Genomic DNA, 23,270 nt, shown 5'->3' on the forward strand with positions numbered 1-23,270 from the left:
GGTATCTAACACCCAACAGGCTTTGACGGAATGGTGTGATGGCGGGTGGCTGGTCCAAAGACGGCGCGGAACAGGAACAGATCGACGACACCGTCGAGGACGCACTGGCGCGCGTGCGCAGCCAACTCCCCGAGGGCGAGAGCCTGGAGGCGTGCGAGGAATGCGGGGCCACAATCCCCGAGGCCCGCCGCCTTGCCCTGCCCGGCGTACGCCTGTGCGTCCCCTGCCAGGAGGCGCATGACGAGACGGACGCGGCCTTCAGCCCCTACAACCGGCGCGCCTCCAAGGACAGCCAGTTGCGCTGAACCCTGCCGTACCCCGCGGCCACTACGCAGAGGTCGATGGCGATGGCCCGTACCCTGTACATCACCCACCCCGCCTGCCGGCTCCACGATGCCGGACCCGGACACCCGGAATGCCCGCAGCGACTGGCCGCGATCGATGCCGCGCTGCAAAACCTCAATGGACTGGAGCGCATCGAGGACCCGCCGGCGGCCACGGACGAGGACCTATTGCGCGCCCACTCCCGTACCCATGTAGACGCGATCCACGCGGCCCAACCCGACCCGGGCGTTCGCGTTGCCGTGGACCCCGACACGCACATCAACGAGCATTCCATTCGCGCCGCGCACCATGCGGCGGGAGCCACAATCGAGGGTACCCGCCGCGTCCTCGAGGGCGAGGCCCGTAATGTCTTCTGTGCAGTTCGGCCCCCGGGACACCACGCTGAGCGGGACCGGGCAATGGGCTTTTGCCTGTTCAACAACGTGGCAATCGCGGCACGCTGGGCCCTGGACGTACACGGCCTGAGCCGTGTCGCAATCGCGGACTTCGACGTCCATCACGGCAACGGGACCGAAGACATCGTTCGCGATGATCCCCGGGCGCTGTTCTGTTCCAGCTTCCAGCATCCGTTCTATCCGGACCGGCCGCTGTCCCGGCGCGAACACCTGGTCCATACCCCACTCGCGGCGGGTACAGACGGCCCCGCCTTTCGCGCGGCGATCGAGCGCGACTGGCTGCCCGCCCTGGAACGATTCCGGCCGGAGTTGATCCTGATATCAGCCGGGTTCGATGGCCACCGGGACGACCCGCTCGCCGGGCTCAATCTGCTCGAGAGCGACTTCGAGTGGGTCACGCGCCAGCTGATGGCGATTGCCGAGCGGCACGCGACCGGCCGTCTGGTCTCGGTGCTGGAGGGTGGCTACGATCTCGCGGCGCTGGCGCGCAGCGTACGCAGCCATGTGCATGCGCTGACGGAAAACACGTAACCACCCCATGGGTGCGCTACCCTGCGCCCATGAACCTGCGCAGCCACCCCCTCCTGGTCGGCCTGATGTTCCAGGCCGCCCTGATCCCCCTGGCATTCTTCCTGGCCGCAATCGCCGGGGTTCCGCTGGGCGAGCACCTGCACTGGGATCCGAATCATGCGCTGATCGGCGTGATCGCGGTGCTGCCGATGCTGGCGATGCTGGGGCTCATCGCGCATTTCGGCGGGTCCGCCTACGACACCCTTTCCGGACAGGTGCGCGATTTCATCGCGCGACTGTTCGGAAGCGCCTGGCCAGGGGCCATCCTGCTGATTTCGTTGCTGGCCGGACTCGGCGAAGAGCTCCTGGTTCGCGGTGTCCTGCAGACCTGGCTCGACACCCACCTGCCGGCGTTCCTGGCGATCCTGATCGCCGGGGTGGTCTTCGGCCTCGCCCATGCGATCACGCGGCTCTATTTCGTCTTTGCGACAGCCATCGGGCTTTATCTGGGGCTCGTCTATTACCTGACGGGCAACCTGCTGGTGGTCATCATCACCCACGCGCTGTACGACTGGATCGTGATCCACTGGTACCGGCGCAAGCTCTGACGCCCACTTGCGAAGCGCACGAGGCATTTCCATACTCGACGGATGGTCACCCTTCAGGGGCGCCGCCGTGAACCGACTCCACCGGGGCGATTTTCTGTTACTGCTGGCGCTGCTCGTCCCGCTCTGGGCCGGTGGCCACCTGGCGCCCATCATCTGGGAGCGCGACGAGGTCATCCGCTGGCTGACGCAGGTCTCCGGGGTACTCGCCCTCACCTGCATGCTGCTGGCCGGCATCCTGAGCATCCGGCTACCGCACAGCGACCGCCCGTTCGGCGGGCTGATCGACCTCTGGAGACGCCACCACGCCCTGGGCGCCGCCGCCCTGCTCCTCGCGATCGTGCACGTCTGGTTCGCCGCCGCCGGGGGGCTGGGACACTCGGTGGCATCCGCCGTTCACCGCCTGTTCCCGGGCCCCGATCACTGGCCCATCCTGGCCGGATGGGGCGCACTGGTCGTGCTAGTCATCGTGCTGGCCCCGACCTTCAAGTTCTTTGGCGAGCCCGGGTACGCCCGCTGGAAACGCCTGCATGTGCTGTCCGGCCTCGCGCTTCTGCTGGGGGTTGTCCATGCCTGGCCGCTGGCGCAGGCGACCTGGCCCTGGTGGCTGCTCGGGATCCTGGCTCTGGCCGCCTACCTGTGGCGCAAGCTGCTCTCGCCCCGCATCGGACGGCATGACTACCGGGTCGACGGAGTCGAGCGGCTGACCCCGACCATGGTCGAGCTGCGTCTGCGTCCCGAAGGAGAGCCGCTGGCGCATCAACCGGCCCAGTTTGTTTATCTGACGCCGCTCGACCCGGGACTGGCCAACGGCCAGGGCGAAGAACACCCCTTTACCATCGCCTCCGCACCCGGGGAGGAATACCTGAGGATTGGAATCAAGGGCCTGGGCGATGGATCGCGCGCGTTGCAGACGGTCGCCAAGGGTAGCCCGGTCCAGGTCGAGGGCCCGTACGGCACCTTCCTGCAGGGGCATGACCGCAAGCGGCCGGCCGTCTGGCTGGGCGCGGGAGTCGGCATTACCCCCTTTGTGTCTGCGGTACGCGCGCTGGCGCACGAAGGACGTTCGGCCAACCCTCCCGTGCACCTGTTCCAACTGGCCGATCGCCGGGAAGCAGCGGCCTACCATGACGAACTCGAGCGTCTCGCCAACACGATCGAGGATCTGGACCTGACATTGCACCTGCGCGAACGGGACGGCCTGCTCAGCGCCGATTTCCTGCGGCAGCACTGTGCGGATTTCGCATCCGCCGAGTTCTGGATCTGTGGTCCGGGGGTTGTCGATCGTTACGTCCGCGGACTCCTGCATGCCGAAGGCGTGCCGAACGCGCGCATCCACTCCGAGGCCTTCCATCTGCTGTGAGAACGCCATGACACGAACCGGCCAGACTCTCTACACGCTCCTAGTCGCGTTCATCGCGAGCCTGCTGACCCTCCTGGCCGTGCACCTGCTGGGCCCGGACACCACCCCACCGGTTGTGGAGGGTGACGAGGGCATCACGCACGAGGAACTGGCCCGCCACGCCAGCGAAGACGACTGCTGGATGGCGATCCATGGCGTGGTCTATGACTTCACTGAGTACCTGCCGCGCCATCCGACGCCGATCGAGGACGACTGCGGAACGGATGCCTCGCACGGATGGGATACGAAGGGTACCGGCCGCCCCCACAGCCGCCGTGCCCACGACATGCTCCCCGACTACCGCATCGGCGTACTCGCCGGGGAGGGGTCGCCTTGAATCGCGTCAGGAACGCGCCTCGCAGATCGCCAGGGCCAGCTGATTCCGAACCGATTTCAGAGCGCGCAGCACCAGCGGGTCCAGTTCCGTACTGCCCGGCGCCAACTCCAGGTACAGCAGCCCCACACAGCGCTCACGAACTCCCAGGGGCAGCAAGAGAAAACTACGCGCATCCAGCACATCACGGACCTCCCCCGGAATGTAGCGGCTGATCGCCGGGTCCGAACTGTCGCTGATCACCATATCCTTGCGCTGTGTCATGGCCAGCGAGAGGACATTGCCGGAGCCGGACAGAGACAAGCGCAAGCGCCCGGACAGGGATTCCGCCTCATGCCCGAACGCGGTATGGGCCACCAGCGTGCGGCGTTCCCGATCCGCCAGCATCAGCATCGCGCGGCGCAACCCCAGCACCTGGTAGATGTTTTCCAGCGCGGCCTGCACCAGCGGGTTCAGCTCGAATCCCTCGACCATCGCATCGAGCATGTCCGTCAGCGACTCCATCAGCGCCGCCGCCTGCTCGGCCGGTGACGCCGCCCGGGAGCCCGGGCCGTCGGCCGCCAGGCCACCATTGGCATCCAGCAGGGCCTCCTCGTCCGGAACATCGCCACCCTGCGCGGTCTCGCCAACCCCCAGATTCCGTCGCAGTTGCCGCAGATGTTCCTGCCCCTCGCGCGGCAGCTTGACCACGCTCAGAAACTGCTCGAGATGCTCGCGCCCGTCCTGAATGGCCCGGCGCATACCCGTAGCTTCGACGTCCAGCGACGCCTTGTAGCGGCGCCGCAGTTCGGCCAGGGCGAGATCCTGCTCCGCCGGGTCCTGGTGGATAATCCGGCCCGCCATCTCGCTGGCCAGGGTCACGATCCGGTGCAGACGCTGGTCCGGGTCGCGTACCGCCGGCAACGTGCCCTCGGGCGCCCGTTCGACCGCCTGCACGATCTCGCGCGGGAAGTTCCAGTCCTCCAGCACGGCACGCGCCAGTGCCTCGTACGAGAGCCCAAGCACCTGGCGCGCCGCACTGCCCTCGGAAACGCCCTGCGTCTGCCGGATCTGAATCTCGTCGGCCTCCTCGGGGAGGTAGTAGAGCGCCAACATCCGCCCGATGTCGTGGAACAACGCGCAGACGAACGCCTGTTCGCTTTCGACTCCGCCGAGCTGCCGGGCCAGCGTGCGCGCCAGCATCGCGCTGAACAGCGTCTGCACCATCGCCTGCATCAGGCGAGCGGACTGGCTCCCGCCCTTGAGGTTTTCCAGCAGGACGAGGCCTAGCGCCGCCGTGCGCACCTGCTCGAATCCCAGCAGGACGACCGCACGGGACACCGTGCGGATGTTGCCTCCGAAGTTGCTGTAGAAAGGGGAATTGGCCAGCCGCAGAAGCTTCTGGGTCGTCGCGTAGTCCTTCAGCACGGCATTCGACAGTTCGGCGACCGAGCGCTGCTGGCTGTCGCCCGAGCACTGGGTAATCTCGCGGATGTGGGCCGAGACCCCCGGGAAATCCGGCTTGCGCCGGATCCTTCGAAGGATGAAGTCGCCCGGATCTCCCGCGTCGGACTCGCGGCCCTCGGTCACGGCGAGAAACGCCTCGCGCAGCGCCTGGGCCGTTGCGTAACGCTCGTGCGGATCGGGCCGCAGTGCCCTCAGGGCGATGGCATCCAGGCGTTCGTCGCCCTCGCCCGTGTGCTTCGACGGCGGTTCGAAGACGCCGGTTTCCATCGTATCCAGAACACCCTGGTCGGTGTCCCCGGGAAAGGCCCGACGCCCCGCCATGAGTTCGTAGAACAGCGCCCCCAGCGAGAACACGTCCCCTGCCAGTGCAGGCGTGCCGCCGCGCAGCTGCTCCGGGGCCAGGTAATGGCGCGTCTGTGTCTGATGCCCCGCGGCCTGTTCGCTACCCTGGGGCAACGCGAGCCCCAGACCGGTGACTCGCGCATGACCATCCGCGCCCACCGTGATGTTCGCGGGCTGCAGCGACCCATGAACAATCCCCTGCTCGTGCGCCGCCGCCAGGGCATCGACAATCTCGCGCATCAGCGCCAGGGCGCGGTCCAGCGGCAGCCGTCCCCTGGCGAGCAGGGCATCCAGCGTTTCGCCCTCGATGTACTCGCATACAAGGTAGAGGCCCTCGTCCCAGGGCCCCGCTTCGAAGATCGCCGCGCTGTGGGGGTGCCGGAAGCGGCTCACCGCGCGGGCGGAACGCATCAGTTCATCACGCGCCTCGGCATCGCCCAGGGCCTGTTGCGTCAGCGTACGCACCATCACGCGTCGGTCCAGCACGCCGTCATGCGCGACATACAGGCCGTCGCGCGCACTCTCCCCCAGTGTCTCCAGCACACGAAACCGATCGATCCAGCGTTCCTGGCTCGCGTCACGCGACCTCGCCATGCCCCCTCCCCAAAGTCGTTGCCACTCTCTCGCCCCGAGCCCCGTACCCCCGCCAAAGCGGCGGTTATACCTCCAAACGCCCCCGTGCCGGTACATTCATGATGACACGAGCCGGGGCCAGTGAGGTCACAGGTCGCGGGATCGCTTGTCGAGATAGGCCTTGAGGTTTGGAGGCCGGTAGTCGCGCGACTGCCGGTAGCGTTCTTCGACCGAGGGGTGCAGCCGGGTCGGCAGCTCCGCCGGCTCGAGATCCCGGACCAGTGTGCGGCGCAGGCGATAGATGTGGCGCCGGGACTGGTGGATCGCGGCCCGAGCGTCGGGGCGCAGGCTGGCCGGGAGGTGTGGCTCGAACTCCAGCCCTGCGGCGGATGCCTGCTCCAGCATCCAGTCCAGGGGTATGTCGGCGACCTGCAGCCCCTGGGCGTCGGGTGGATAGCCACCCCCGATATCCGCGTGCACGCCCGCGAACCACTGCTGGTCCAGATCCAGCCCTTCGCGGGGTGCCCACAGGGTGGGTTCGAAGTCCGCGCGGCGCTCGTCGATGGCCAGTGCATGCCGGGCGATCCGGACATTCGGGCCCAGCTTGGTGTCGTAGAATTCATCGGTGCGGTCGAACAGCCCGAGCACCGAAAACGGGATGCCCAGTGCCCCGACGGTATCCCAGACACCCACGAAACGGATCGTCCGCGAGGGATGGCTGTGGCCCTCGCGAAAGGCGCGCGAGTGCTTGCCCTCGGGTTTGTACGCCGCCCCCAGCCGCTTGTACAGGCGAAAGGCCTCCTCGATCAGGCGTGCGTCCGGGCGCCGGAGGATCCCGCAGTTGTTGATCAGGCCGCACAGGCTGCGCACGGTGTACGCACCCCGGCTGAACCCGAACAGGAAGAGCTCCGTGCCGGAGGCGTAGTTCTGCACGATGTAGCGATAGGCATCGGTGATGTTCTTGTGGATGCCCCGCCCGGTCACCCCGCCACTGACCCGGGCGTGGTATGACCCCACGCCCCAGTCATAGAACACCTGCTGGGTGTCGCCAGCGGCGTCGACCGGCGCCACCGCCCGAGCCAGGCGCAATACGTTCGTCGGGACGTCGGACTCGACGTCCTCCTCCGGACGGTTCCAGGTCCCGTCCGCGCAGATCACGATACGGCGCGTCATCATCAGCCTCCCTGCCGCTTACCTGTCCTTCAGCCTAGACTGCACAGGGCCGATGCGCATGTCCCGACCGGTTCCCCCATGCAACGCTAACGTCCAATCTCGATTCGCCGCACCCCGGGGCGCTCGCCATCCTTGCGACGGGGGACATGGACATCCAGCACCCCGTTCTTGAAGCGGGCGGATATGCCGTCCGTGTCGGCGTCGCCGGGCAGGCTCAAGACCCGGCGAAACCGCCCGTAACTGCGCTCGATCCGGTGGTAGCCTTCCTCGTCCTCTTCGTGTTCCTGGCGCTTTTCGCCCGAGACGATCAGGTCGTCGCCATCGATCGAGAGGTCGATCTCCTCCTCCGCGATCCCGGGCACCTCCACCGAGATCCGGTAGGCCTTGCGTCCCTCGGCGATGTCCACGCTGGGCTTCAGCCACAGTGGGCCGGTACGCCCCGCGAGGGCACCGCCCCGGGCACGACCGAAGAACTGCTCGAACATCCGGTCCATCTCCTGGTGCATCCGCAGCAGCGGGTCGCCCGTGGCTTCGTCGCGCCGCGCGGGCAGGACCTCGGGCTGTTCCTGTTCCTCGCGCTTGAACCAGTTCCACGGCTTGAGCTTTTGCAGGTCCATGCGGTCACCTCCTCGTATCGTGTGTCGTACGCACTTGCATTCAGGGCTCCTACCCCGATACGTAGGAAGTCGAGCGAACTTTTCAATATCCAGGGCCGAACCCATCAGAAAAATCGGCCCCCCGACCGTGGCCGATCATCAATGGAACAGGACTTTTACATCACGCTGTTCATCATCGCGGGTACCGTGGCGACCTCCGTCTGGGCCTGGCAGCGACCGCGCGTGATGGAACGGATGATCTACTGGCCACCGGCGGTGGCCCGCGGGGAATACTGGCGGCTGATCACCCACGGGTTCATTCACGCGGACGGCACCCATCTCGCGTTCAACATGATCACGCTGTTCTTCTTCGGGATGGCCATGGAGCGCGTGCTGGTCCCGGAGATCGGCGTACTGGGCTTTGTGGCGTTCTATCTGGCCGGCATCGTGCTGGCGATCCTGCCCACCCACCTGCGCCATCGGGACAACCGCTTCTACCGCAGCCTGGGCGCCTCGGGAGCGGTCTCGGCCGTTCTGTTCGCCTATATCCTGCTGCAGCCCTGGTCGATGCTGTTCGTGTTCTTCATCCCGATGCCGGCGATCGTTTTTGCGGCGGCTTATGTGGCCTATTCCTTCTGGGCGCAGCGCCAGGCGCGCGACAATGTGAACCACAGCGCCCACCTGTGGGGCGGTGCCTGGGGCGTAAGCTTCATGCTCCTGCTGGAACCAGCGCTGTTCGGCCGTTTCGTCCAGGAACTGTTGTCTCCCCTTGGGGGATAGACGTGAATCCTTCCCGGCACCCGGTGGTCCCATAAAGCGCAGCCGCACGTAACCGGCCCGGATTTCATCCCAGGAGGTCGCATGGCTCGTACCGCACACGCACACGCCCGGCCGGCCATTGGCCTCGTGGCCGGCCTAGCTTTCGCTATTGCGCCCACACCGCCACTGGCGGACCACGAAGCCCAGAACCGGATTGTCTGGCAGGATCCCGGCGAAGTCGCCCGCGGCGAGGCCTACCGAGGCCCCTGGCGCATGAATGCCTCCGAGTTTCGCTATGTGGACGATGCCTCGGTGGCGATCAACGATCATGGCGAGGTGGTGGTCGTCTGGGTTGACCAGGTAGAACAGGCGATCTTGCTGCAACGCTACGACCGCGACGGCCAGGCCGTCCTGGATGAGCCCACCCGTATCGGCGGGGAACCGGACACCTTCTCCTGGCTGCCGCGCGTCGCGATCGAGCCGACACCGGATGACGAGGACGCATTCACCGTTCACCTGCTCTGGCAGGAGATCCTGTTTACCGGGGGCGACCACGGCGGGGAGATCCTCTATGCCCGCTCCCGGGACGGGGGACGCTCCTTCGAGGATCATCAGAATCTGTCCAACTCGCGGGACGGTGCCGGCAAGGGACGCATCACCGCCCATCGCTGGGACAATGGCAGCCTGGACCTGCTGCTGGCCGCCGAGGGTCAGGTCGTCGCGGCCTGGACCGAGTACCAGGGTCCGCTGCGCGTCACCTACTCGTCCGACAATGGCGAGAGCTTCGCGGAACCCGAGACGATCAACGAAGGGGCCTACAAACCGGCCCGCGCACCGAGTCTGGCTCAGGCCCCCTCGGGACGGATCCTGCTCGCCTGGTCGGAGGGTGACAGCCCGTATGCCGACATCCGCATCGCGACCTCGGATGAACTGGGCGAAGGCTTTGCCGCACCTGCGACGGCGGTTGAAACGCCAGGTCATGCCGACGCCCCTTCGCTAGTAGTGGATGACGGAGGTACCGTGCATCTGGCGTTCGGGGCCATCCCTGCGAACGACCTGGAGGACTACCGCCAGCCCTACCACCGCAGACTGCACATCACCCAGGCCGATGCCGACACCCTGGAGTTCGGCCCGGCGAATGAGCTCGACGCGGGTGACTGGCCGGGCGGCTTCCCCACGCTGGCGCGCTCCGCCGACCGGCTCTATCTCGTCTGGCAGCGCTATCAACACCCGACCGATCGCCCGTACGGTCTGGCGTTTACCCACGCCACGCTGGACACCCTGGCGTTCGCGCCCGTCGAGCCCGTCCCGGGCACCGTCGACCGGCCCTACAGCGGCGGGCTTCAGGGGCAGCTGAAACGGCGGATGGCGGTCAACGCGGCGGGCGAGATCGCGATCGCCCAGAGCCGCTTTGTCCCGGGCAGCCACAGCGACATCCTGTTCATCCGTGGCCAGGTGCAGGACCGCTGATGGCCTCGAAATCCTTCTCGCTGATGATCCACGGCGGTGCCGGGCGCATCCGCGAGGCGCAGGACCCGCTGGTTGCCGAGCAGCACCACGCCGCGATGCTGCGGGTACTGGAGGCCGGCCGCGAGCGCCTGGCCCGCGGCGAGCGGGCACTCGATACTGTTGAATACTGCGCGGCACTGCTTGAGGACGACCCGCTATTCAACGCCGGCATCGGAGCCGCGCTGACCCGCGAGGGCACGGTCGAGCTGGACGCCGCGATCATGGAAGGTGAAACCCTCGGTGTGGGGGCTGCGGGCGCCGTTCGCGGGATCGCCAATCCCATCCGCCTGGCCCGCGCAATCCTGGAGGACGGCGCGCATGTGCTGCTGGTTGCGGAGGGTGCCGCAAGCTTTGCTCGGCAGGCCGGGCTGCCCCTGATCGACGAAAGCCGACTGATCACGGCGCAACGGCGGGAGCAACTGGAACGAACACTGCGACGCGGCACAGTCACGCTGGACCATGACGAGCCCGCCCCGGGGACCATCGGCGCGGTCGCCCGCGATCAGCACGGCCACCTGGCCGCGGCAACCTCCACAGGCGGCATGAATGGCCAACGCCCCGGCCGCGTCGGGGACTCGCCCATCGCAGGTGCGGGCGTCTACGCCGACGATCACACCGCCGCCATCTCGGCGACCGGCCTCGGCGAGCATTTTCTACGCAGTGTCTTCGCCAAAGACCTGGCCGACCATATCGAGCTGCTGGGCCTCGGTGCCGCCGAGGCCCTCACCGCGAGCCTGCGACGGCTGCGCGAGCGACTGGACGGCTACGGCGGGGCGATCGTGATCGACCGCGAGGGGCGCTGTGCGGCCGGCACGACCACCCCACGCATGATCCGTGGCTGGATCGAGCACGGCGGCGCCAGCGAGACGCGTATCGACCCGTAATCGCGGCCCATCAAGCGCGATCCAGAACAAGCCGTTACCATTCCTCGCCCACGCACGAAACCACAGGCCGCCACCATGCAAGACGCCATCGCCCGCCTCCCCAAGGTAGAGCTGCACCTGCACATCGAGGGCGCCCTGGAACCGGAACTCCTGTTCCGGCTGGCCGAGCGCAACAACGTGGAACTGCCCTATGCCTCGATCGACGAGGTGCGCGCGGCCTACCAGTTCCAGGATCTGCAGTCGTTTCTGGACATCTATTACGCGGGGGCCTGCGTCCTGCTGACCGAGCAGGACTTCTACGACCTGACGTGGGCCTATCTCCAGCGCTGCCAGCAGGATCACGTACGCCACACCGAGATCTTCTTCGACCCCCAGACGCATACCGAACGCGGCGTGGCGTTCGCGACGGTGATCGACGGCCTCACCCGCGCCCTGGGCGACGGCGAACGCGAGCTGGGCATCTCCAGTCGCCTGATCCTGTGCTTTCTGCGCCACCTGAGCGCCGAGGCCGCGATGGAGACCTTCGAGGCGGCCCTGCCCTACCGCGACCGCATTGCGGCGTTCGGCCTGGACTCGGCCGAACAGGGCAACCCGCCGGAGAAATTCCGGGCCGTCTTCGATCGCGTGCGCGAGGCCGGCTTCCATGTCGTCGCCCACGCCGGCGAGGAGGGCCCGCCCGAATACATCCACCAGGCCCTGGACCTGCTGCAAGTCGATCGCATCGACCATGGCGTGCAGGCCGAACAGGACCCCGCCCTACTGCAACGGCTTGCGAAGGAACAGATCCCGCTGACCGTCTGCCCGCTGTCGAACATCAAGCTCTGCGTGTTCGACCAGCTCGAGGACCACAACCTCAAGCGCCTGCTCGCTGCCGGGCTGCGGGTCACCATCAACTCCGACGACCCCGCCTACTTCGGCGGCTACATCGGCGAAAACTTCCGCGCAACGACCGAAGCGCTAAGCCTGTCGCTCGACGACCTGGAGCAACTCGCCCGCAACGCGGTCGAAGCCGCCTTCCTGGACGATCCAGCCCGCCAGCATCTGCACGACGAAATCACGAACTGGCGCCGCAGCGTCGCCTGACCCGAATCGGACGCAGGGACGATGCTTCAGCCCTGCCCTGTGCCCGGCAGGGGTGGCGGCACCCGGTCAAACCAGGGCTGCGCGGCCTCCAGCTGGGTCGCCAGTGAGAGCAGCCGTCCCTCTTCGCCCCAGGGCGCCATGAACTGCACACCCACGGGGAGTCCATCCCGATCCCAGTGCAGCGGCACCGACATCGCGGGGATTCCGGCCAGGTTGGCGGCCAGGGTAAACGGGGTGCGCTCCAGGTTCTCGAACGTCATCCGCTCCAGAAAGCGGCTGTTCAGCATCCAGCGGCCCACAGGCAGGTACAGGGCAAGCCGTTGCAGGGCGCGGACCAGGGGGGCTGGCTCCAGCTCGCCGATCCGCGGGGGCGGCATCGCCACGGTCGGCAGCAGCAGGACGTCATAGCGCTCGAACAGCGTCGCCAGCGCCAGACTCACGCGATTCCAGCCCTGCCGGGCGCGGGCGTATTCCCCCGCGGTCAACGCCCGCCCCAGCCGCGCCAGCGTACGCGTATCCAGCTCGAAGTCGTCCCAGCGCGCACCCCGTTCGCGCGCCCGCGCCACAAACGCCGCCACCTGTCCGTACAACAACGCCAGTACCGACCGCGCCACATGCCGGCCATCCACTGGCCAGTCCGTTACCCGCTCGACGACGTGGCCCTGCGATTCCAGCAAAGCGCCGGCCCGCTCCACCGCCTCCACACAATCGCGATCGACTCTTCCGCCAACGGGCGAATCGACGTTCCAGCCGATCCGCAGGCGTCCCGGCTCGCGTCGGGCGAGTTCCTCGAAGCTTGCCGAAGGTGGCTCCACCCGAAAGGGCGCGGAAGCGCTCTGCCCCGAGGACAGGACATCGAGCATCCGGGCACTGTCACGCACACTGCGCGAAAGCACCCCCTCGCTCACCGCGCCTTCCCAGGCCTCGCCCGCCAGCGGCGTCACCGGCACCCGACCGCGCGAAGGCTTCAGTCCGAACAGGCCGCAGTACGAGGCGGGGATGCGAATCGATCCAGCCCCGTCGTTGGCACCGGCCATGGGCACGATCCCGGCCGCCACGGCTGCCGCCGCCCCGCCGCTGGAACCACCGGGCGAGCGATCGATATCCCACGGGTTTCGCGTCGGCCCCCAGAGCGCGGACTCCGTAACCCCCTTGAGCCCGAATTCCGGGGTCGCGGTCTTGCCCAGAATCACCAACCCTGCATCTTCGGCTCGGTGGACGGTGTCAGCACTGGCCGGCGCAATCACCTGACGGCAGGACCGACTGCCCAGGGTCGAGGGAAGCCCCTGGACGTCCTGCAGGAGGTCCTTGACCAGGTACGGGACCCCGGCGAATGGTCCCTTAACGCCCTCGTCGATTCGCGCCTTGGCACGCGATCGGGCATCGATGCAAACCGCATTGAGCACGGGGTTCACCGCATCCAGGCGCTCCAGCGCGCACCGCAGCAGAGACCCGGGCGCGACCTCCCCGTCACGCACGGCTGCCGCACAGGCGCAGGCATCCCATTGGCGATAATCGCGCGCTCCCGGTGCCTTGCCAGCGTCGTCTCCTTTCATGACGGAACTGTACCGTGGGTTGGCTTATGCAGTCAGGCGACCCACGCTCCATTCATGCCCCGGCAACACAGCCGAAGTACCGCAGTTGTTGCAAACGCTGGCAACGCGCACTATACGGAGCGGCAGCACGGACGCTGCGGTTTCCGAACGGAATGGGAGCAAGGACATGCACGGGCACAGGGGGCCACGGCAGGATCGCCCACAGGATCCGGGATCATGAGGATCCTGGTCGTCGATCGCTCGCGCGTGTTCCGGGCCCTTTGGAGCCGCATGGTGGGCACCGCCGGACACGAAGCCAGCATGGCCGGCACCGGCGCCGAGGGGCTCGCACGCCTGGACATCTTCCGCGCAGAGCTGGCCTGCGTTTCGCTAAGCCTGCCCGACATGGATGGCCTGGAATTCTGCCGCGCGGCGCGCAAGAAGCGTCACGGCCGCGGGCTGCCACTGATCCTCCTTACGTCCAACCCCGATATGCGCATTCGCGAACGCGCCTTCGCCGCGGGCGCGACCGATGTCCACGACCGAACCAACATTGGGGAACTGTTCCAGCAGGCCGAACGGTACGCGCAGCCGCTGGAGAACCTCCACAGCGGACGGATTCTGTTTGTGGAGGACAGCCCCACCGCCGCACGCTACCTGCGCCGCGCCCTGGAGCCGATGGGCATCGATATCGTGCACTACGCCAGTGCCTCCGACGCCCTCGCGGCCTTCGATCCCTCGCAGTTCGACCTGGTCCTGAGCGACATCCTGGTTGAGGGCGAGCTGAGCGGGATGGGGCTTGTGGGGTGCATCCGTCAGCAATGCCCGGACATGACCGAGATGCCGATCGTCGCCATGTCTGGCCTGGATGATCAGCACCAACGCGCGGAGCTATTTCGCCTTGGCGTCAATGACTTCATTACCAAACCTTTCCAAGGGGATGAACTTCGGACGCGCCTGTGCAACCTGCTGAACAACAAACGCCTGATGGAAGAGGTCCGCCTTCAGCGTCAGAAGCACTACGAAATGGCAATGGTTGATCCACTGACCGGTCTGAGCAATCGCAATGCACTAACCGAGTTCGCCAGCCGTTTCTTCGATGAGCCCTGCAGCCGGGAACAACCGCTGGCCCTGATCCTGATGGATCTCGACCACTTCAAGGACATCAATGACCGTCACGGTCACTTGGTCGGCGACAAAGTCCTCGCGGCCATTGGCGAACTCCTGCGCGCCGTGGCCGCGCCCGGCGAGGTCCCTGTCCGCTTCGGCGGCGAGGAACTGCTGATCCTGATGCCAGGCAACGACCTGTTCGATGCCCATACCCGTGCCGAGGACCTGCGCCAGCGGATCCAGGACCTGCGCCCGGCGGGCCTGCCGCTCACCGCGTCCTTCGGAGTAACCAGCCGGGAACCCGGAAGTGATGTAGAAATCAACGACCTGTTCCGCGCGGCCGACGAGGCCGTCTATAACGCCAAGGCCCAAGGGCGGAACTGCGTGGTGTCGGTCCCCACGCGGTCACAGGAATCCACGGAACAACATTTCGGCTGATCGACATCGCCCCAGGTAAGCGCTCCCTTGCGTGGGCGAAACCCGGACGCCGTTCACAGCTTCCCACATGCGCCCCCCGGTCTCCGCCATGGAGCGTCACAGAATCCCTATACTCTTCACATATTCGCACCCCGGAAATCTGCTTGTCTGATCCTGCCTCCCCGCATACCGCCGATCACGATCGGCTGCTCGACACCAATCGCCGTTTCTACAATGACTTGTGGAAAGACTCGCAACTGGTGTCGCCCGACCAGTTCAATACCTGGCCGCTGGTCTGCCGACTCAATCGCGACGGCTGCGAGCGCCTTGAGGTCGGGCCCGGCATGCGGCCGCGGCTGCCCATCGCCGGTACCCACTTCGCCGACATCAGCGAGCCCGCCCTGCGCACGCTGCGCGCCGAAGGCGGTCACACGGAATCTGCGGTCATCAGCGACCTGCCCTACGAAGACGGCCGCTTCGACCTGATCTCTGCGCTCGACATCATCGAGCACGTCGAGGATGACGAGCAGGCCATGCGCGAACTGACGCGTGTCGCCGCCCCGGGGGCGCGCATCCTGCTCTCGACGCCCCTCCATCCGGAGTACTGGACCCGCTTCGACGAAATCGTGGGTCACTACCGCCGCTACACGCCCAACAGCCTGTTCGCGTTGCTGGAACGCCATGGTCTTACCATCGATCAGAGCGGCGTCTTCGGCATGAAGCCCCGCTCGTCACTCCTCACCCGTCTGGGCATGTGGTTCCTGCAGCATCACCGCGATACGGCCATGCATTACTACAACCGCTACTTCATGCCGCTGGCCCTGAAGCGTCAGAAGACGCTCCAGCTCTATCCGGGCATGATCCCCACAGAAGACGTCGGCGAGGTCTTTCTCGTCTGCCGCCGAGTGACCTAACGCGCACTCGCGGCCGGAACATGGTTGCTTGAAGGAACCCGCTCCCGCGGGTATTGTCCATGGATCAAGACCCTTACCCAGGCTGCATCGATGTTCGATACCCGTCCGCTGCATACGGCCCAACAACAGCACCCGTTTATCCTGTCGCTGCTCGTGCTCGCGACCGGCTTCGTGCTGACGATGCAGAATCCGCAGGCCCAGGACGCCACTGCCGAGCTGGTCTCGAAGGTTGAGCTGCCCACCCTCGCGCAGGTCATGGAAATGCGGCCTCAAAGCCCGCCGCCCGGGGTCGAGGGTGACCAGATGGTCAGCGAGGAGACTGAGGAGACGCAGGCCCTGATCATGCTGGACCGCGAGGCACAGGTCACCCGTTCCGCGAGCGACCTGCGCGAACGCCCGCAGCGGTAGCTTTTGCCGGTTTCGACCGGTATCGCGACATCCCCAATCCTTTCACCGGGGGCTGAATGCCGGAATCGCTCCGACCAACGCCCGGTGACGGGCGTGCACTGAAACCCCATCTGGTCCCCGGCCTGCGCGAGTACCTCAACGAGGACGAGCACGCAGAAGGCCGGCTCGAGGCCCATGCCCTGATCGAGGACGCCGTCGCCGTACGCGCCTCCGACATCCATCTCGACCCCGAACCTCACGGCTACCGCATTCGGCTGCGCATCGATGGCCTGATGGTCGACGCCACGACACTCGAGTCCGGCCTCGGCGAACTGCTGTCCAATCAGCTCAAGACGCTGGCCAGTCTCGACCCAATGCCCACCCTGAACTCCGCGGAAGGCAGCTTCGCCTGGCGCGGCGAGGACACAGGGCACCTGGATCTGCGCGTTACAACCGTACCCTGCGTCAATGGCGACAAGCTGTCCGTGCGCATCCTGGCCGAGCCCGATGCCTTCCAGGACCTGAGCGACCTGGGTCTTCCGGAACAGGAGGTCGAGGCCATTCGCCAATGGACGCAGACAGCCGGTGGCGTACTGCTGGTGACCGGCCCCACCGGCAGCGGCAAGACCACGACCCTGTACGCCCTGCTGCACGAAATCGGCCAGACATCGCAGCAGATCATCACGCTCGAGGACCCGGTCGAGTACGCCATCCCGGGCGTGAACCAGATCCAGATCAATACCGACCAGGGACTCGACTTCGAGCAAGGCACCCAGACCCTGCTTCGACTCGACCCGGATTACGTACTGGTCGGCGAGGTCCGCGACGGGCCATCCGCCCGCGGCGCGATCAACATCGCCACCAGCGGGCGTTCCCTGATGGCCACCCTGCACAGTCGTGATGCAGTCGGTACCGTCGCCTCCCTGCGCAACATGGGCCTTGAAGACTTCGAGATCGCACCGACACTCGAGCTTGTGATCGCACAGCGGCTCGTGCGACGTCTTTGCCCGCATTGCCACGAGCGCCGGGCACCGAACGACCGAGAGCAAAAGTGGCTCGGCATCGGCGGTCGCGAGACCCCCGAGACGGTCTGGGCCGCGCGCGGCTGTTCCGTCTGCAACAATCTGGGCTACTACGGCCGCATCGGCATCTTCGAGGTCTGGCACCTGGACGAGTCCGACAGCGCGGCCATCCTCGACCACCACGACGACAGGGGCCTGCGCCAGCGCCTGGCCGACAAGGGCCAGCGCATGCTCCTTGATGACGGCATGGACAAGGCCGAACGCGGCCTGACGACCTACGACGAGTTGTTCCGCGCCGGCCTGCTTTCCCCGTAGCGCAACCACACATCGTCAAACCTCGATTACGTTCCCCCCATGGCCCAAAACGACACATTCAACGCATTGCTGCTGCAAGAGGGCGATCCTCGACCGATCACCGAGGTATCCACCCTGAACCCGGCCGACCTCCCGGCAGGGGAAGTACTGGTCGCCGTTGAACACTCGGGGCTGAACTACAAGGATGCAATGATCCTCAACGGACTGGGTCGCCTGGTGCGGGAGTATCCCCATGTGCCGGGCATCGACCTGGCGGGCACCGTGACGGAATCCAGCGATGCCCGCTACCGACCCGGGGATCACGTCCTGCTGACCGGCTGGCACGTCGGCGAACGCTACTGGGGCGGCTTCGCGGAATACGCCCGAGTCCACGGGGACTGGCTGACCCCGATGCCGGACACGCTGGATGCGCGTGGCGCGATGATCGTGGGCACGGCCGGGTTTACCGCCATGCTGGCGATCGAGGCCCTGGAACACGGCGAGATCACCCCCGGGACCGGAGAGATCCTGGTCACGGGCGCGTCCGGCGGCGTGGGCAATCTGGCGATCGCACTCCTTGCCGCGCTGGGCTATCGCGTTGTGGCCGCCACCGGCCGGCCGGAAAACGCCAGGCACCTGGAGGCCCTAGGCGCCCGGTCGATCGTGCCCCGAGGCGAGCTTGCCGAGCGGCCCGACCGCCCGCTGCTTTCCGAACGCTGGGCGGGCGTGATCGACAGCGTGGGTGGCGATACCCTGGCCCATGCACTCGCCGAGACCCAGGCCCGCGGCGTCGTCGCCGCCTGCGGACTCGCGGGCGGGGCGGGGCTGACGACCACAGTCATCCCGTTCCTGCTGCGCGGCATTCGGCTGCAGGGCATCGATTCTGTGCAATATCCCGCGACCGACCGCGAACGGGTCTGGCAACGGATCGGCCGCCTCCTCTCGCCGGAGACGCTCAAGCGGTGCCTGGCGGAAGAGATCGGCCTGTCACAGCTCCCGGAGCGCGCGGAGGCGCTGCTGGCCGGTCAGATCCGCGGGCGTGTCCTCGTCACTCCAACAGACCACTGACGAGAGCGCTCAGGCATCCACCTCAGTCACGGGCTGCCTGTCCCACTGCCGGCGAAGCCTGCTCACATCGCCCGCGAAGGCCCGCGCATCATAGCCCGCAGCACGCATGCGCTCGGCCAGTACCGCGGACTGCGTACCACGAAAACAGTAGAGCACGTACGCGCGGTCGCGCGGGAACTGCTCGAAGCACGCCACGAGTTCATCGGCCGGGTGATTCACCGCGCCCGGCAGGTGCCAGTGCCGATACAGATCGGGCGGCTGACAATCGATGATCTCCGCCGCCGCGGGGATATGCTCGACCAGAAGCGGGCTCGTGCGATCCGCGGATGGGGCCGGCGCCCCCAGGTCATGCATCCGGGCCTCGGCAACGGCGCGGTCCAGGCAGCCGTCACTGAGCGCGGCTTCCAGCCTTTCGATGTGTGCGCGCTTGCTGGTCACCATCGGCCGCTGATTCGCGATTGCGCAAAACTCGGGGACCTTCTCGCACACCTCGAACGTGCCGATCGCGCGCGCACGGTTCATGATCTCGGTCTTGTCGAAGCCGATCAGTGGCCGCAATACAGGCAGATCGGTTACCGCATCGATGGTTTCCAGGTTGGACAGGGTCTGAGACGAGACCTGACTGAGCGCCTCGCCGGTCACCAGCGCCTCCGCGCCACGCTCACGCGCGATCGGCTCGGCGGCCCGATACATCAGCCGTTTCAGCACGATCTGCCAGGCATCGCCGGGCACCTTCGCGCGCAGGTCGTCGACCACGCCGGAAAAGTCGACACTGAACATCCTGGGGCGAATGCCCGCGCCCCAGTCGCTGACCAGACGGCGACAGACCGCGAGCACCATCTCCTCGTGCACGGACCCACCAACGTTGCAGAATACGAAATCCACGGCGGTCCCGCGGCGCATGATGTACCAGGCCGCCACTGCCGAATCGAACCCGCCCGAGATCAGGACCATGGCGCGCCCCTGCACGCCCAGGGGCAATCCCCCACCCCCCTGCTCGCGCCTGGAGTAAATCCAGGCCTGTTCGCGGTCGAGATCGATCCGGACGACGACCTCGGGGTTGTCCAGGTCGACGCGACCGGGCCCATCCAGGACCGCACCCACCCGGCGCTCGACCTCGGTCGCCGAGATATCCTTGCGGCCATGGCGCTTGCAGCGAACGGCATACCGGCGCCCGCGCACCGCCTCCGTGAAACGGGCGCCCACGACCTCGCAAAGGCGTTCCACCGAGACCTCTTTGAGCACCGCCTCGACCGGCGAAAAGGTGCTGACCCCGAAGGCCTTGCGCAGGATCGACTGGCCCGCCTCGGGCTTCGGTGTATAGAGCACCAGCCGGCCCTGCTGGGTACGCAGATCATGCGGGATGCCGATCAGAGCCCGCTTGAGGTTCCGCCGCAGGACCCGCGTGAAATGGCGCCGGGTGCTGGGCGACTTCAGATGAATCTCCGGGGCCAGGCGAACGATGATCGGGGTTGCAGCGACGTCAGTCATGAATGTCTTCGGTCAGGAGTTCCTGGGGAAACGGGTTGAGGATGCTTTGCTCGCGCACCCACTGGACATCCAGCTCTTCTGCCAGGGCACGGATTCGCGCGTAGACATGCCGTGGCGGACACTCGCCGCGGCGGCAGGCGTCGATCGCTTCATGCAGGGCCGTCGAGCGGGATGGGTCCAGGCGATCGCGAAAGTGCCCGGCCATATGCTGCAGCACATTCACATGTTGGCCGACCGACACGGGTCTTGCCAGCACCCCCATAAACCGCCGCGTGTATCCCGGCGCGACCTCGTCCCGCGGCTGCCCAGCGGCTTGTGCAACAAAACGCCCCAACTGATCGTAGCCGACCCGGTCATGGGCGAGCAGCAGCATCTTCTCGCGCGTATGGAAACGCATGAGGTCTCCCAGGGTCCACCGCGCGGCAAACAGCTCGCGAACCCGCGCATGCGCAAAGATGCGCTCGAGAAAGGCCTCGCGAGCATCCGGACCGGCCAGCCCGGCCTCCTCGACGACGGGCAGGTCGGGTAGCGCATCGGTCAGTGCGGTGGCGAACAGGCCCGCAGCGGGCTCGGCCTCGTTCGCCACCCGAACCTGCAGCCCGCAACTGGGTGATCGTGCCTTGAATATGTAGCCATCCAGTCCGGCCGCCGCGAGGACTGGCACACGGTCTTGAACAAAGTCCTGGACGGGGCCTGTGCAGTCCCCACCCGTTTCGTTCCCGCTCAGCGCCAGGCGTCCGCCTTCACGAACCAGGTGCATCGGCTCGCGCGGCGTGCCCAGCACCGCCTCCGGACAGACGGGCACCCAGGTGACATGGCGTGCCAGCCGTTCGACCACAAAGGCCTCCCGCCGATGTCCACCGTCGTAGCGAACGGGTTCGCCGAGCAAACACTGCGACACACCGAGATTGGGGGTTGGTTGCGGATTCATCTGCCATGCGGGTGGATGTGCAGGACATTCAGGGTAGCAAGCCGCGCCATGCGACACCGACCGCTATACTGCGAACAGTATCTGCCGGAGCATCCGCGTGTTCGCGATCAAGCCCCTCCAGCGTCGCATCTCGAAGACGCATCCTGGCCCGCTCCTGCTGCTGGCCCTGACGCTGCTGCTGACGTGGGTGGCCATGCCGGCGAACGCCGGCGACGCGGAACCAACGAGCGATACGCGTCCCACCATTGGTCTGGCCCTGGGCTCCGGCGGTGCGGGTGGCCTGGCCCACATCGCGATACTGCAGGCCTTCGATGAGCTCGGCCTGCAGCCGGACTATATCGCGGGGACCAGTATTGGCGCGATCATCGGCGGCCTGTATGCCGCCGGCCTCAGCGCGGAGGAGATCCTCGACATCTTTGACGACTTCGCCGGTTCAGAGATGGACGCCCTCTCGCGCCTGGCCCGATCCGATCTCGAGCTGTTCGAACTGATCCCCCTGCGCCTGGGCCGCAACGCCCTGCTGGACGCCGATACCTTCCTGCGCTTTCTCGCAACGCACACCCCGACCCGCAGCTTCGACGAACTGCGCATCCCGCTGACGGTGGTAGCGACCGACTACTGGACCAGCCAGACGGTCACGCTCCAGGAAGGTGAGCTCTTTCCGGCGATTGCGGCCAGCATGGCGGTGCCCGGCCTGTTCGCACCCGTACCGTCGGACGACGGCCGGTTACTGATCGACGGCGGGGCCTCCAATCCATTGCCATACGACCTCCTCCGGGACAAGGTCGATATCGTGATCGCGGTCGACGTATCCGGCGCATGGAACGTCGCCAACCAGCCACTCCCCGGGCTGACCGACCTCCTGTTCAAGACCTTCAGCATCATGCAGAAATCGCTGATCCGCGAAATGATCCGGCGCGAACAACCGGACCTTTATCTGGCACCCGATACCGGTGGCGCGCAACTGCTCCATTTCAACCGCATTCACCTGATCCTGGAGGCTGCCCAGCCAAGCGCCGCCGAGCTGCGCCAGCACCTGAAGGACTGGCGACCCGGCGACGCCGTCACGCGTGATCAGGGGACCCGCCAGTGACCACGCAGCCTTCCGATCCATCGGAAACGACCCGCGAGGCGACGGACCCGCCCCCCTCCTCGTCCGAGGCCGTGCGCCACGAGCGCTGGTTTCTGCGCCGCCCGGATGGCGTCTGCGGGCCCTACCCGGCTCGCCAGATCGGCCGGTTCCTCATCCTTGGGCGCCTGAACGAACAGGACGAGATCAGCCAGGACCGGGAATTCTGGGTGCCGATCGCCGAACGTCCCCACCTGATTCCCGAGGAAGTGCGTCTGGCCAACACCCCGGGTGGCAAGGAACGCCTGGAGCGCGCCCGGCTGCGCGAGGACGAACGCCTGCGGGAACGTCGTTCGCATGCCTCGGATTCGTTCTACCGCGACCAGCGCAAGGGCGACCGCCGCTGTCCCGAGAACCTGGAGACGTTGAACCATCGCCAGCTATGGGCCGCCCTGCTCGACCGTACGCCATTTCCCTGGCGCCAATGGGTACAGGGTCCGCGCCCCTGGATCCTGTCTGGCGTTGCGCTTTTCCTTGCCACGGGCCTGCTGGTCTGGTTCGCACAGCAACAGGAAATCACGCCGGCACCGGATTGCGATGCGCCACCCGGACCCTCGGTGAACTGGAACTACTGCAACAAGTCCGGGGCTGCGCTGCGCGGAGCTGACCTGGCCGGTGCCAGCCTGTATGACACCCGCCTGAGCGCCGCACGGCTGGAGCGCGCGCAACTCGCGGATGCCGATTTGCGCTACGCAAACCTCGACCGAGCCCGCCTGGACGGGGCCGATCTCTCACGCGCCCAATTAACTGGTGCCGACCTGCGGAGCGCTCGACTCCGGAGCACCCGCCTGGAAGATGCGGATCTGCGCCACGCCGACCTTTCCGGCGCCGATCTGACCGACGCCCGGCTGGAAGGGGCTCGGCTGGACCGCGCCATCTGGATCGATGGGCGCATCTGTGCGGCAGGCTCCGTTGGCCATTGCGAATCCAGCGCGACCGACTGACCATACCGGGAAATAGTTTGACCGAGGTTCGATTCCTCCCCTCGGCGCAGTGAAGGCGTTCGCACCTTCCCG

At 66.7% G+C, this 23,270-nt stretch carries 22 protein-coding genes; 16 read left to right on the forward strand and 6 right to left on the reverse strand.

What is annotated here, in order from left to right; translation table 11 throughout:
• Positions 1-38: 38 nt before the first annotated feature.
• The 5 genes from F467_RS0109810 to F467_RS0109830 all read left to right on the forward strand — a co-directional run bounded on the left by F467_RS0109810 (position 39) and on the right by F467_RS0109830 (position 3,594).
• On the forward strand, positions 39-305 hold the full coding sequence (locus F467_RS0109810; RefSeq protein WP_018139328.1) for a DksA/TraR family C4-type zinc finger protein: 267 nt from the start codon (positions 39-41) through the stop codon (positions 303-305).
• A gap of 36 nt (positions 306-341) precedes the next feature.
• Positions 342-1,271 carry a histone deacetylase family protein gene (locus F467_RS0109815; RefSeq protein WP_018139327.1) on the forward strand — a complete coding sequence of 310 codons (930 nt, stop codon included), beginning with the start codon at positions 342-344 and terminating at the stop codon, positions 1,269-1,271.
• 29 nt (positions 1,272-1,300) lie between these two features.
• Positions 1,301-1,858 (forward strand): CPBP family intramembrane glutamic endopeptidase, encoded by a 558-nt coding sequence (locus tag F467_RS0109820; RefSeq protein ID WP_018875313.1) that lies wholly within the window; start codon positions 1,301-1,303, stop codon positions 1,856-1,858.
• Between the two features lie 67 nt (positions 1,859-1,925).
• Positions 1,926-3,218 (forward strand): ferric reductase-like transmembrane domain-containing protein, encoded by a 1,293-nt coding sequence (locus F467_RS0109825; RefSeq protein ID WP_018139325.1) that lies wholly within the window; start codon positions 1,926-1,928, stop codon positions 3,216-3,218.
• A 7-nt stretch (positions 3,219-3,225) separates the two neighbouring features.
• On the forward strand, positions 3,226-3,594 hold the full coding sequence (locus F467_RS0109830; protein ID WP_018139324.1) for a cytochrome b5-like heme/steroid binding domain-containing protein: 369 nt from the start codon (positions 3,226-3,228) through the stop codon (positions 3,592-3,594).
• Positions 3,595-3,600: 6 nt separating this feature from the next.
• Here the strand turns inward: F467_RS0109830 and F467_RS0109835 are convergent, their stop codons facing one another.
• The 3 genes from F467_RS0109835 to F467_RS0109845 form a co-directional block, all read right to left on the reverse strand.
• Entirely contained in the window at positions 3,601-5,973 is a 2,373-nt protein-coding gene (locus F467_RS0109835) for an HDOD domain-containing protein (RefSeq protein ID WP_018139323.1), read from the reverse strand.
• Positions 5,974-6,099: 126 nt separating this feature from the next.
• The gene (locus F467_RS0109840) at positions 6,100-7,125 is read right to left on the reverse strand and encodes a DUF2235 domain-containing protein (RefSeq protein ID WP_018875314.1); all 1,026 of its coding nucleotides are present in this window, start codon (positions 7,123-7,125) and stop codon (positions 6,100-6,102) included.
• A gap of 86 nt (positions 7,126-7,211) precedes the next feature.
• Positions 7,212-7,742: an Hsp20/alpha crystallin family protein gene (locus F467_RS0109845; RefSeq protein ID WP_018139321.1), complete on the reverse strand. Its 531-nt coding sequence runs from the start codon at positions 7,740-7,742 to the stop codon at positions 7,212-7,214.
• A gap of 141 nt (positions 7,743-7,883) precedes the next feature.
• Between F467_RS0109845 and F467_RS0109850 the strand changes: the two genes are divergently transcribed.
• The 4 genes from F467_RS0109850 (at position 7,884) to F467_RS0109865 (ending at position 11,956) form a co-directional block, all read left to right on the forward strand.
• A complete protein-coding gene (locus tag F467_RS0109850) occupies positions 7,884-8,501 on the forward strand; it encodes a rhomboid family intramembrane serine protease (protein ID WP_018139320.1) in 618 nt (205 codons plus the stop codon).
• Positions 8,502-8,582: 81 nt separating this feature from the next.
• Complete coding sequence (locus F467_RS0109855) at positions 8,583-9,950, forward strand: sialidase family protein (RefSeq protein WP_018139319.1); 1,368 nt, start codon at positions 8,583-8,585, stop codon at positions 9,948-9,950.
• Positions 9,950-10,873, forward strand: a complete 924-nt coding sequence (locus F467_RS0109860; RefSeq protein ID WP_018139318.1) for an isoaspartyl peptidase/L-asparaginase family protein — start codon at positions 9,950-9,952, stop codon at positions 10,871-10,873. Before F467_RS0109855 ends, F467_RS0109860 begins: the two co-directional genes overlap by 1 nt.
• 75 nt (positions 10,874-10,948) lie before the next feature.
• A complete protein-coding gene (locus tag F467_RS0109865) occupies positions 10,949-11,956 on the forward strand; it encodes an adenosine deaminase (protein ID WP_018139317.1) in 1,008 nt (335 codons plus the stop codon).
• Positions 11,957-11,982: 26 nt separating this feature from the next.
• Here the strand turns inward: F467_RS0109865 and F467_RS0109870 are convergent, their stop codons facing one another.
• A complete protein-coding gene (locus F467_RS0109870; RefSeq protein WP_018139316.1) occupies positions 11,983-13,512 on the reverse strand; it encodes an amidase family protein in 1,530 nt (509 codons plus the stop codon).
• Positions 13,513-13,728: 216 nt separating this feature from the next.
• Here F467_RS0109870 and F467_RS0109875 point away from each other — a divergent pair, with 216 nt between their 5' ends.
• The 5 genes from F467_RS0109875 (at position 13,729) to F467_RS0109895 (ending at position 18,703) form a co-directional block, all read left to right on the forward strand.
• Positions 13,729-15,039: a diguanylate cyclase gene (locus tag F467_RS0109875; protein WP_018139315.1), complete on the forward strand. Its 1,311-nt coding sequence runs from the start codon at positions 13,729-13,731 to the stop codon at positions 15,037-15,039.
• 143 nt (positions 15,040-15,182) lie between these two features.
• The gene (locus F467_RS0109880) at positions 15,183-15,932 is read left to right on the forward strand and encodes a bifunctional 2-polyprenyl-6-hydroxyphenol methylase/3-demethylubiquinol 3-O-methyltransferase UbiG (protein ID WP_018139314.1); all 750 of its coding nucleotides are present in this window, start codon (positions 15,183-15,185) and stop codon (positions 15,930-15,932) included.
• Between the two features lie 90 nt (positions 15,933-16,022).
• Positions 16,023-16,340 carry a hypothetical protein gene (locus tag F467_RS0109885; RefSeq protein ID WP_012982770.1) on the forward strand — a complete coding sequence of 106 codons (318 nt, stop codon included), beginning with the start codon at positions 16,023-16,025 and terminating at the stop codon, positions 16,338-16,340.
• Between the two features lie 56 nt (positions 16,341-16,396).
• On the forward strand, positions 16,397-17,656 hold the full coding sequence (locus F467_RS0109890) for a GspE/PulE family protein (RefSeq protein ID WP_018139313.1): 1,260 nt from the start codon (positions 16,397-16,399) through the stop codon (positions 17,654-17,656).
• Positions 17,657-17,695: 39 nt separating this feature from the next.
• Positions 17,696-18,703 carry an MDR family oxidoreductase gene (locus F467_RS0109895; RefSeq protein ID WP_018139312.1) on the forward strand — a complete coding sequence of 336 codons (1,008 nt, stop codon included), beginning with the start codon at positions 17,696-17,698 and terminating at the stop codon, positions 18,701-18,703.
• Positions 18,704-18,712: 9 nt separating this feature from the next.
• On the opposite strand, the gene thiI is transcribed toward F467_RS0109895, so the two are convergent.
• Positions 18,713-20,194 carry a tRNA uracil 4-sulfurtransferase ThiI gene (gene thiI / locus F467_RS0109900; protein WP_018139311.1) on the reverse strand — a complete coding sequence of 494 codons (1,482 nt, stop codon included), beginning with the start codon at positions 20,192-20,194 and terminating at the stop codon, positions 18,713-18,715.
• Complete coding sequence (locus F467_RS0109905; protein ID WP_018139310.1) at positions 20,187-21,125, reverse strand: DUF523 and DUF1722 domain-containing protein; 939 nt, start codon at positions 21,123-21,125, stop codon at positions 20,187-20,189. The genes thiI and F467_RS0109905 overlap by 8 nt, the downstream gene beginning before the upstream one ends.
• 97 nt (positions 21,126-21,222) lie before the next feature.
• Between F467_RS0109905 and F467_RS0109910 the strand changes: the two genes are divergently transcribed.
• Positions 21,223-22,218: a patatin-like phospholipase family protein gene (locus tag F467_RS0109910; RefSeq protein ID WP_018139309.1), complete on the forward strand. Its 996-nt coding sequence runs from the start codon at positions 21,223-21,225 to the stop codon at positions 22,216-22,218.
• Positions 22,215-23,198, forward strand: a complete 984-nt coding sequence (locus tag F467_RS0109915) for a pentapeptide repeat-containing protein (protein ID WP_018139308.1) — start codon at positions 22,215-22,217, stop codon at positions 23,196-23,198. Before F467_RS0109910 ends, F467_RS0109915 begins: the two co-directional genes overlap by 4 nt.
• The last annotated feature ends 72 nt before the right edge of the window (positions 23,199-23,270 follow it).

Origin of the sequence: Thioalkalivibrio sp. ALJ12 (assembly GCF_000378305.1) — a bacterium.
GTDB lineage: Bacteria > Pseudomonadota > Gammaproteobacteria > Ectothiorhodospirales > Ectothiorhodospiraceae > Thioalkalivibrio.

What these genes read in the sequence shown, in the direction of transcription:
- F467_RS0109890 (WP_018139313.1), top strand. Translation starts at nt 16,397, where the DNA reads ATGCCGGAATCGCTCCGACCAACGCCCGGTGACGGGCGTGCACTGAAA.
- F467_RS0109905 (WP_018139310.1), bottom strand. Translation starts at nt 21,125, where the DNA reads ATGAATCCGCAACCAACCCCCAATCTCGGTGTGTCGCAGTGTTTGCTC.
- F467_RS0109875 (WP_018139315.1), top strand. Translation starts at nt 13,729, where the DNA reads ATGAGGATCCTGGTCGTCGATCGCTCGCGCGTGTTCCGGGCCCTTTGG.
- F467_RS0109810 (WP_018139328.1), top strand. Translation starts at nt 39, where the DNA reads ATGGCGGGTGGCTGGTCCAAAGACGGCGCGGAACAGGAACAGATCGAC.
- F467_RS0109865 (WP_018139317.1), top strand. Translation starts at nt 10,949, where the DNA reads ATGCAAGACGCCATCGCCCGCCTCCCCAAGGTAGAGCTGCACCTGCAC.
- F467_RS0109815 (WP_018139327.1), top strand. Translation starts at nt 342, where the DNA reads ATGGCGATGGCCCGTACCCTGTACATCACCCACCCCGCCTGCCGGCTC.
- F467_RS0109845 (WP_018139321.1), bottom strand. Translation starts at nt 7,742, where the DNA reads ATGGACCTGCAAAAGCTCAAGCCGTGGAACTGGTTCAAGCGCGAGGAA.
- F467_RS0109870 (WP_018139316.1), bottom strand. Translation starts at nt 13,512, where the DNA reads ATGAAAGGAGACGACGCTGGCAAGGCACCGGGAGCGCGCGATTATCGC.
- F467_RS0109855 (WP_018139319.1), top strand. Translation starts at nt 8,583, where the DNA reads ATGGCTCGTACCGCACACGCACACGCCCGGCCGGCCATTGGCCTCGTG.
- F467_RS0109840 (WP_018875314.1), bottom strand. Translation starts at nt 7,125, where the DNA reads ATGACGCGCCGTATCGTGATCTGCGCGGACGGGACCTGGAACCGTCCG.
- F467_RS0109850 (WP_018139320.1), top strand. Translation starts at nt 7,884, where the DNA reads ATGGAACAGGACTTTTACATCACGCTGTTCATCATCGCGGGTACCGTG.
- thiI (WP_018139311.1), bottom strand. Translation starts at nt 20,194, where the DNA reads ATGACTGACGTCGCTGCAACCCCGATCATCGTTCGCCTGGCCCCGGAG.
- F467_RS0109835 (WP_018139323.1), bottom strand. Translation starts at nt 5,973, where the DNA reads ATGGCGAGGTCGCGTGACGCGAGCCAGGAACGCTGGATCGATCGGTTT.
- F467_RS0109885 (WP_012982770.1), top strand. Translation starts at nt 16,023, where the DNA reads ATGTTCGATACCCGTCCGCTGCATACGGCCCAACAACAGCACCCGTTT.
- F467_RS0109820 (WP_018875313.1), top strand. Translation starts at nt 1,301, where the DNA reads ATGAACCTGCGCAGCCACCCCCTCCTGGTCGGCCTGATGTTCCAGGCC.
- F467_RS0109860 (WP_018139318.1), top strand. Translation starts at nt 9,950, where the DNA reads ATGGCCTCGAAATCCTTCTCGCTGATGATCCACGGCGGTGCCGGGCGC.
- F467_RS0109830 (WP_018139324.1), top strand. Translation starts at nt 3,226, where the DNA reads ATGACACGAACCGGCCAGACTCTCTACACGCTCCTAGTCGCGTTCATC.
- F467_RS0109895 (WP_018139312.1), top strand. Translation starts at nt 17,696, where the DNA reads ATGGCCCAAAACGACACATTCAACGCATTGCTGCTGCAAGAGGGCGAT.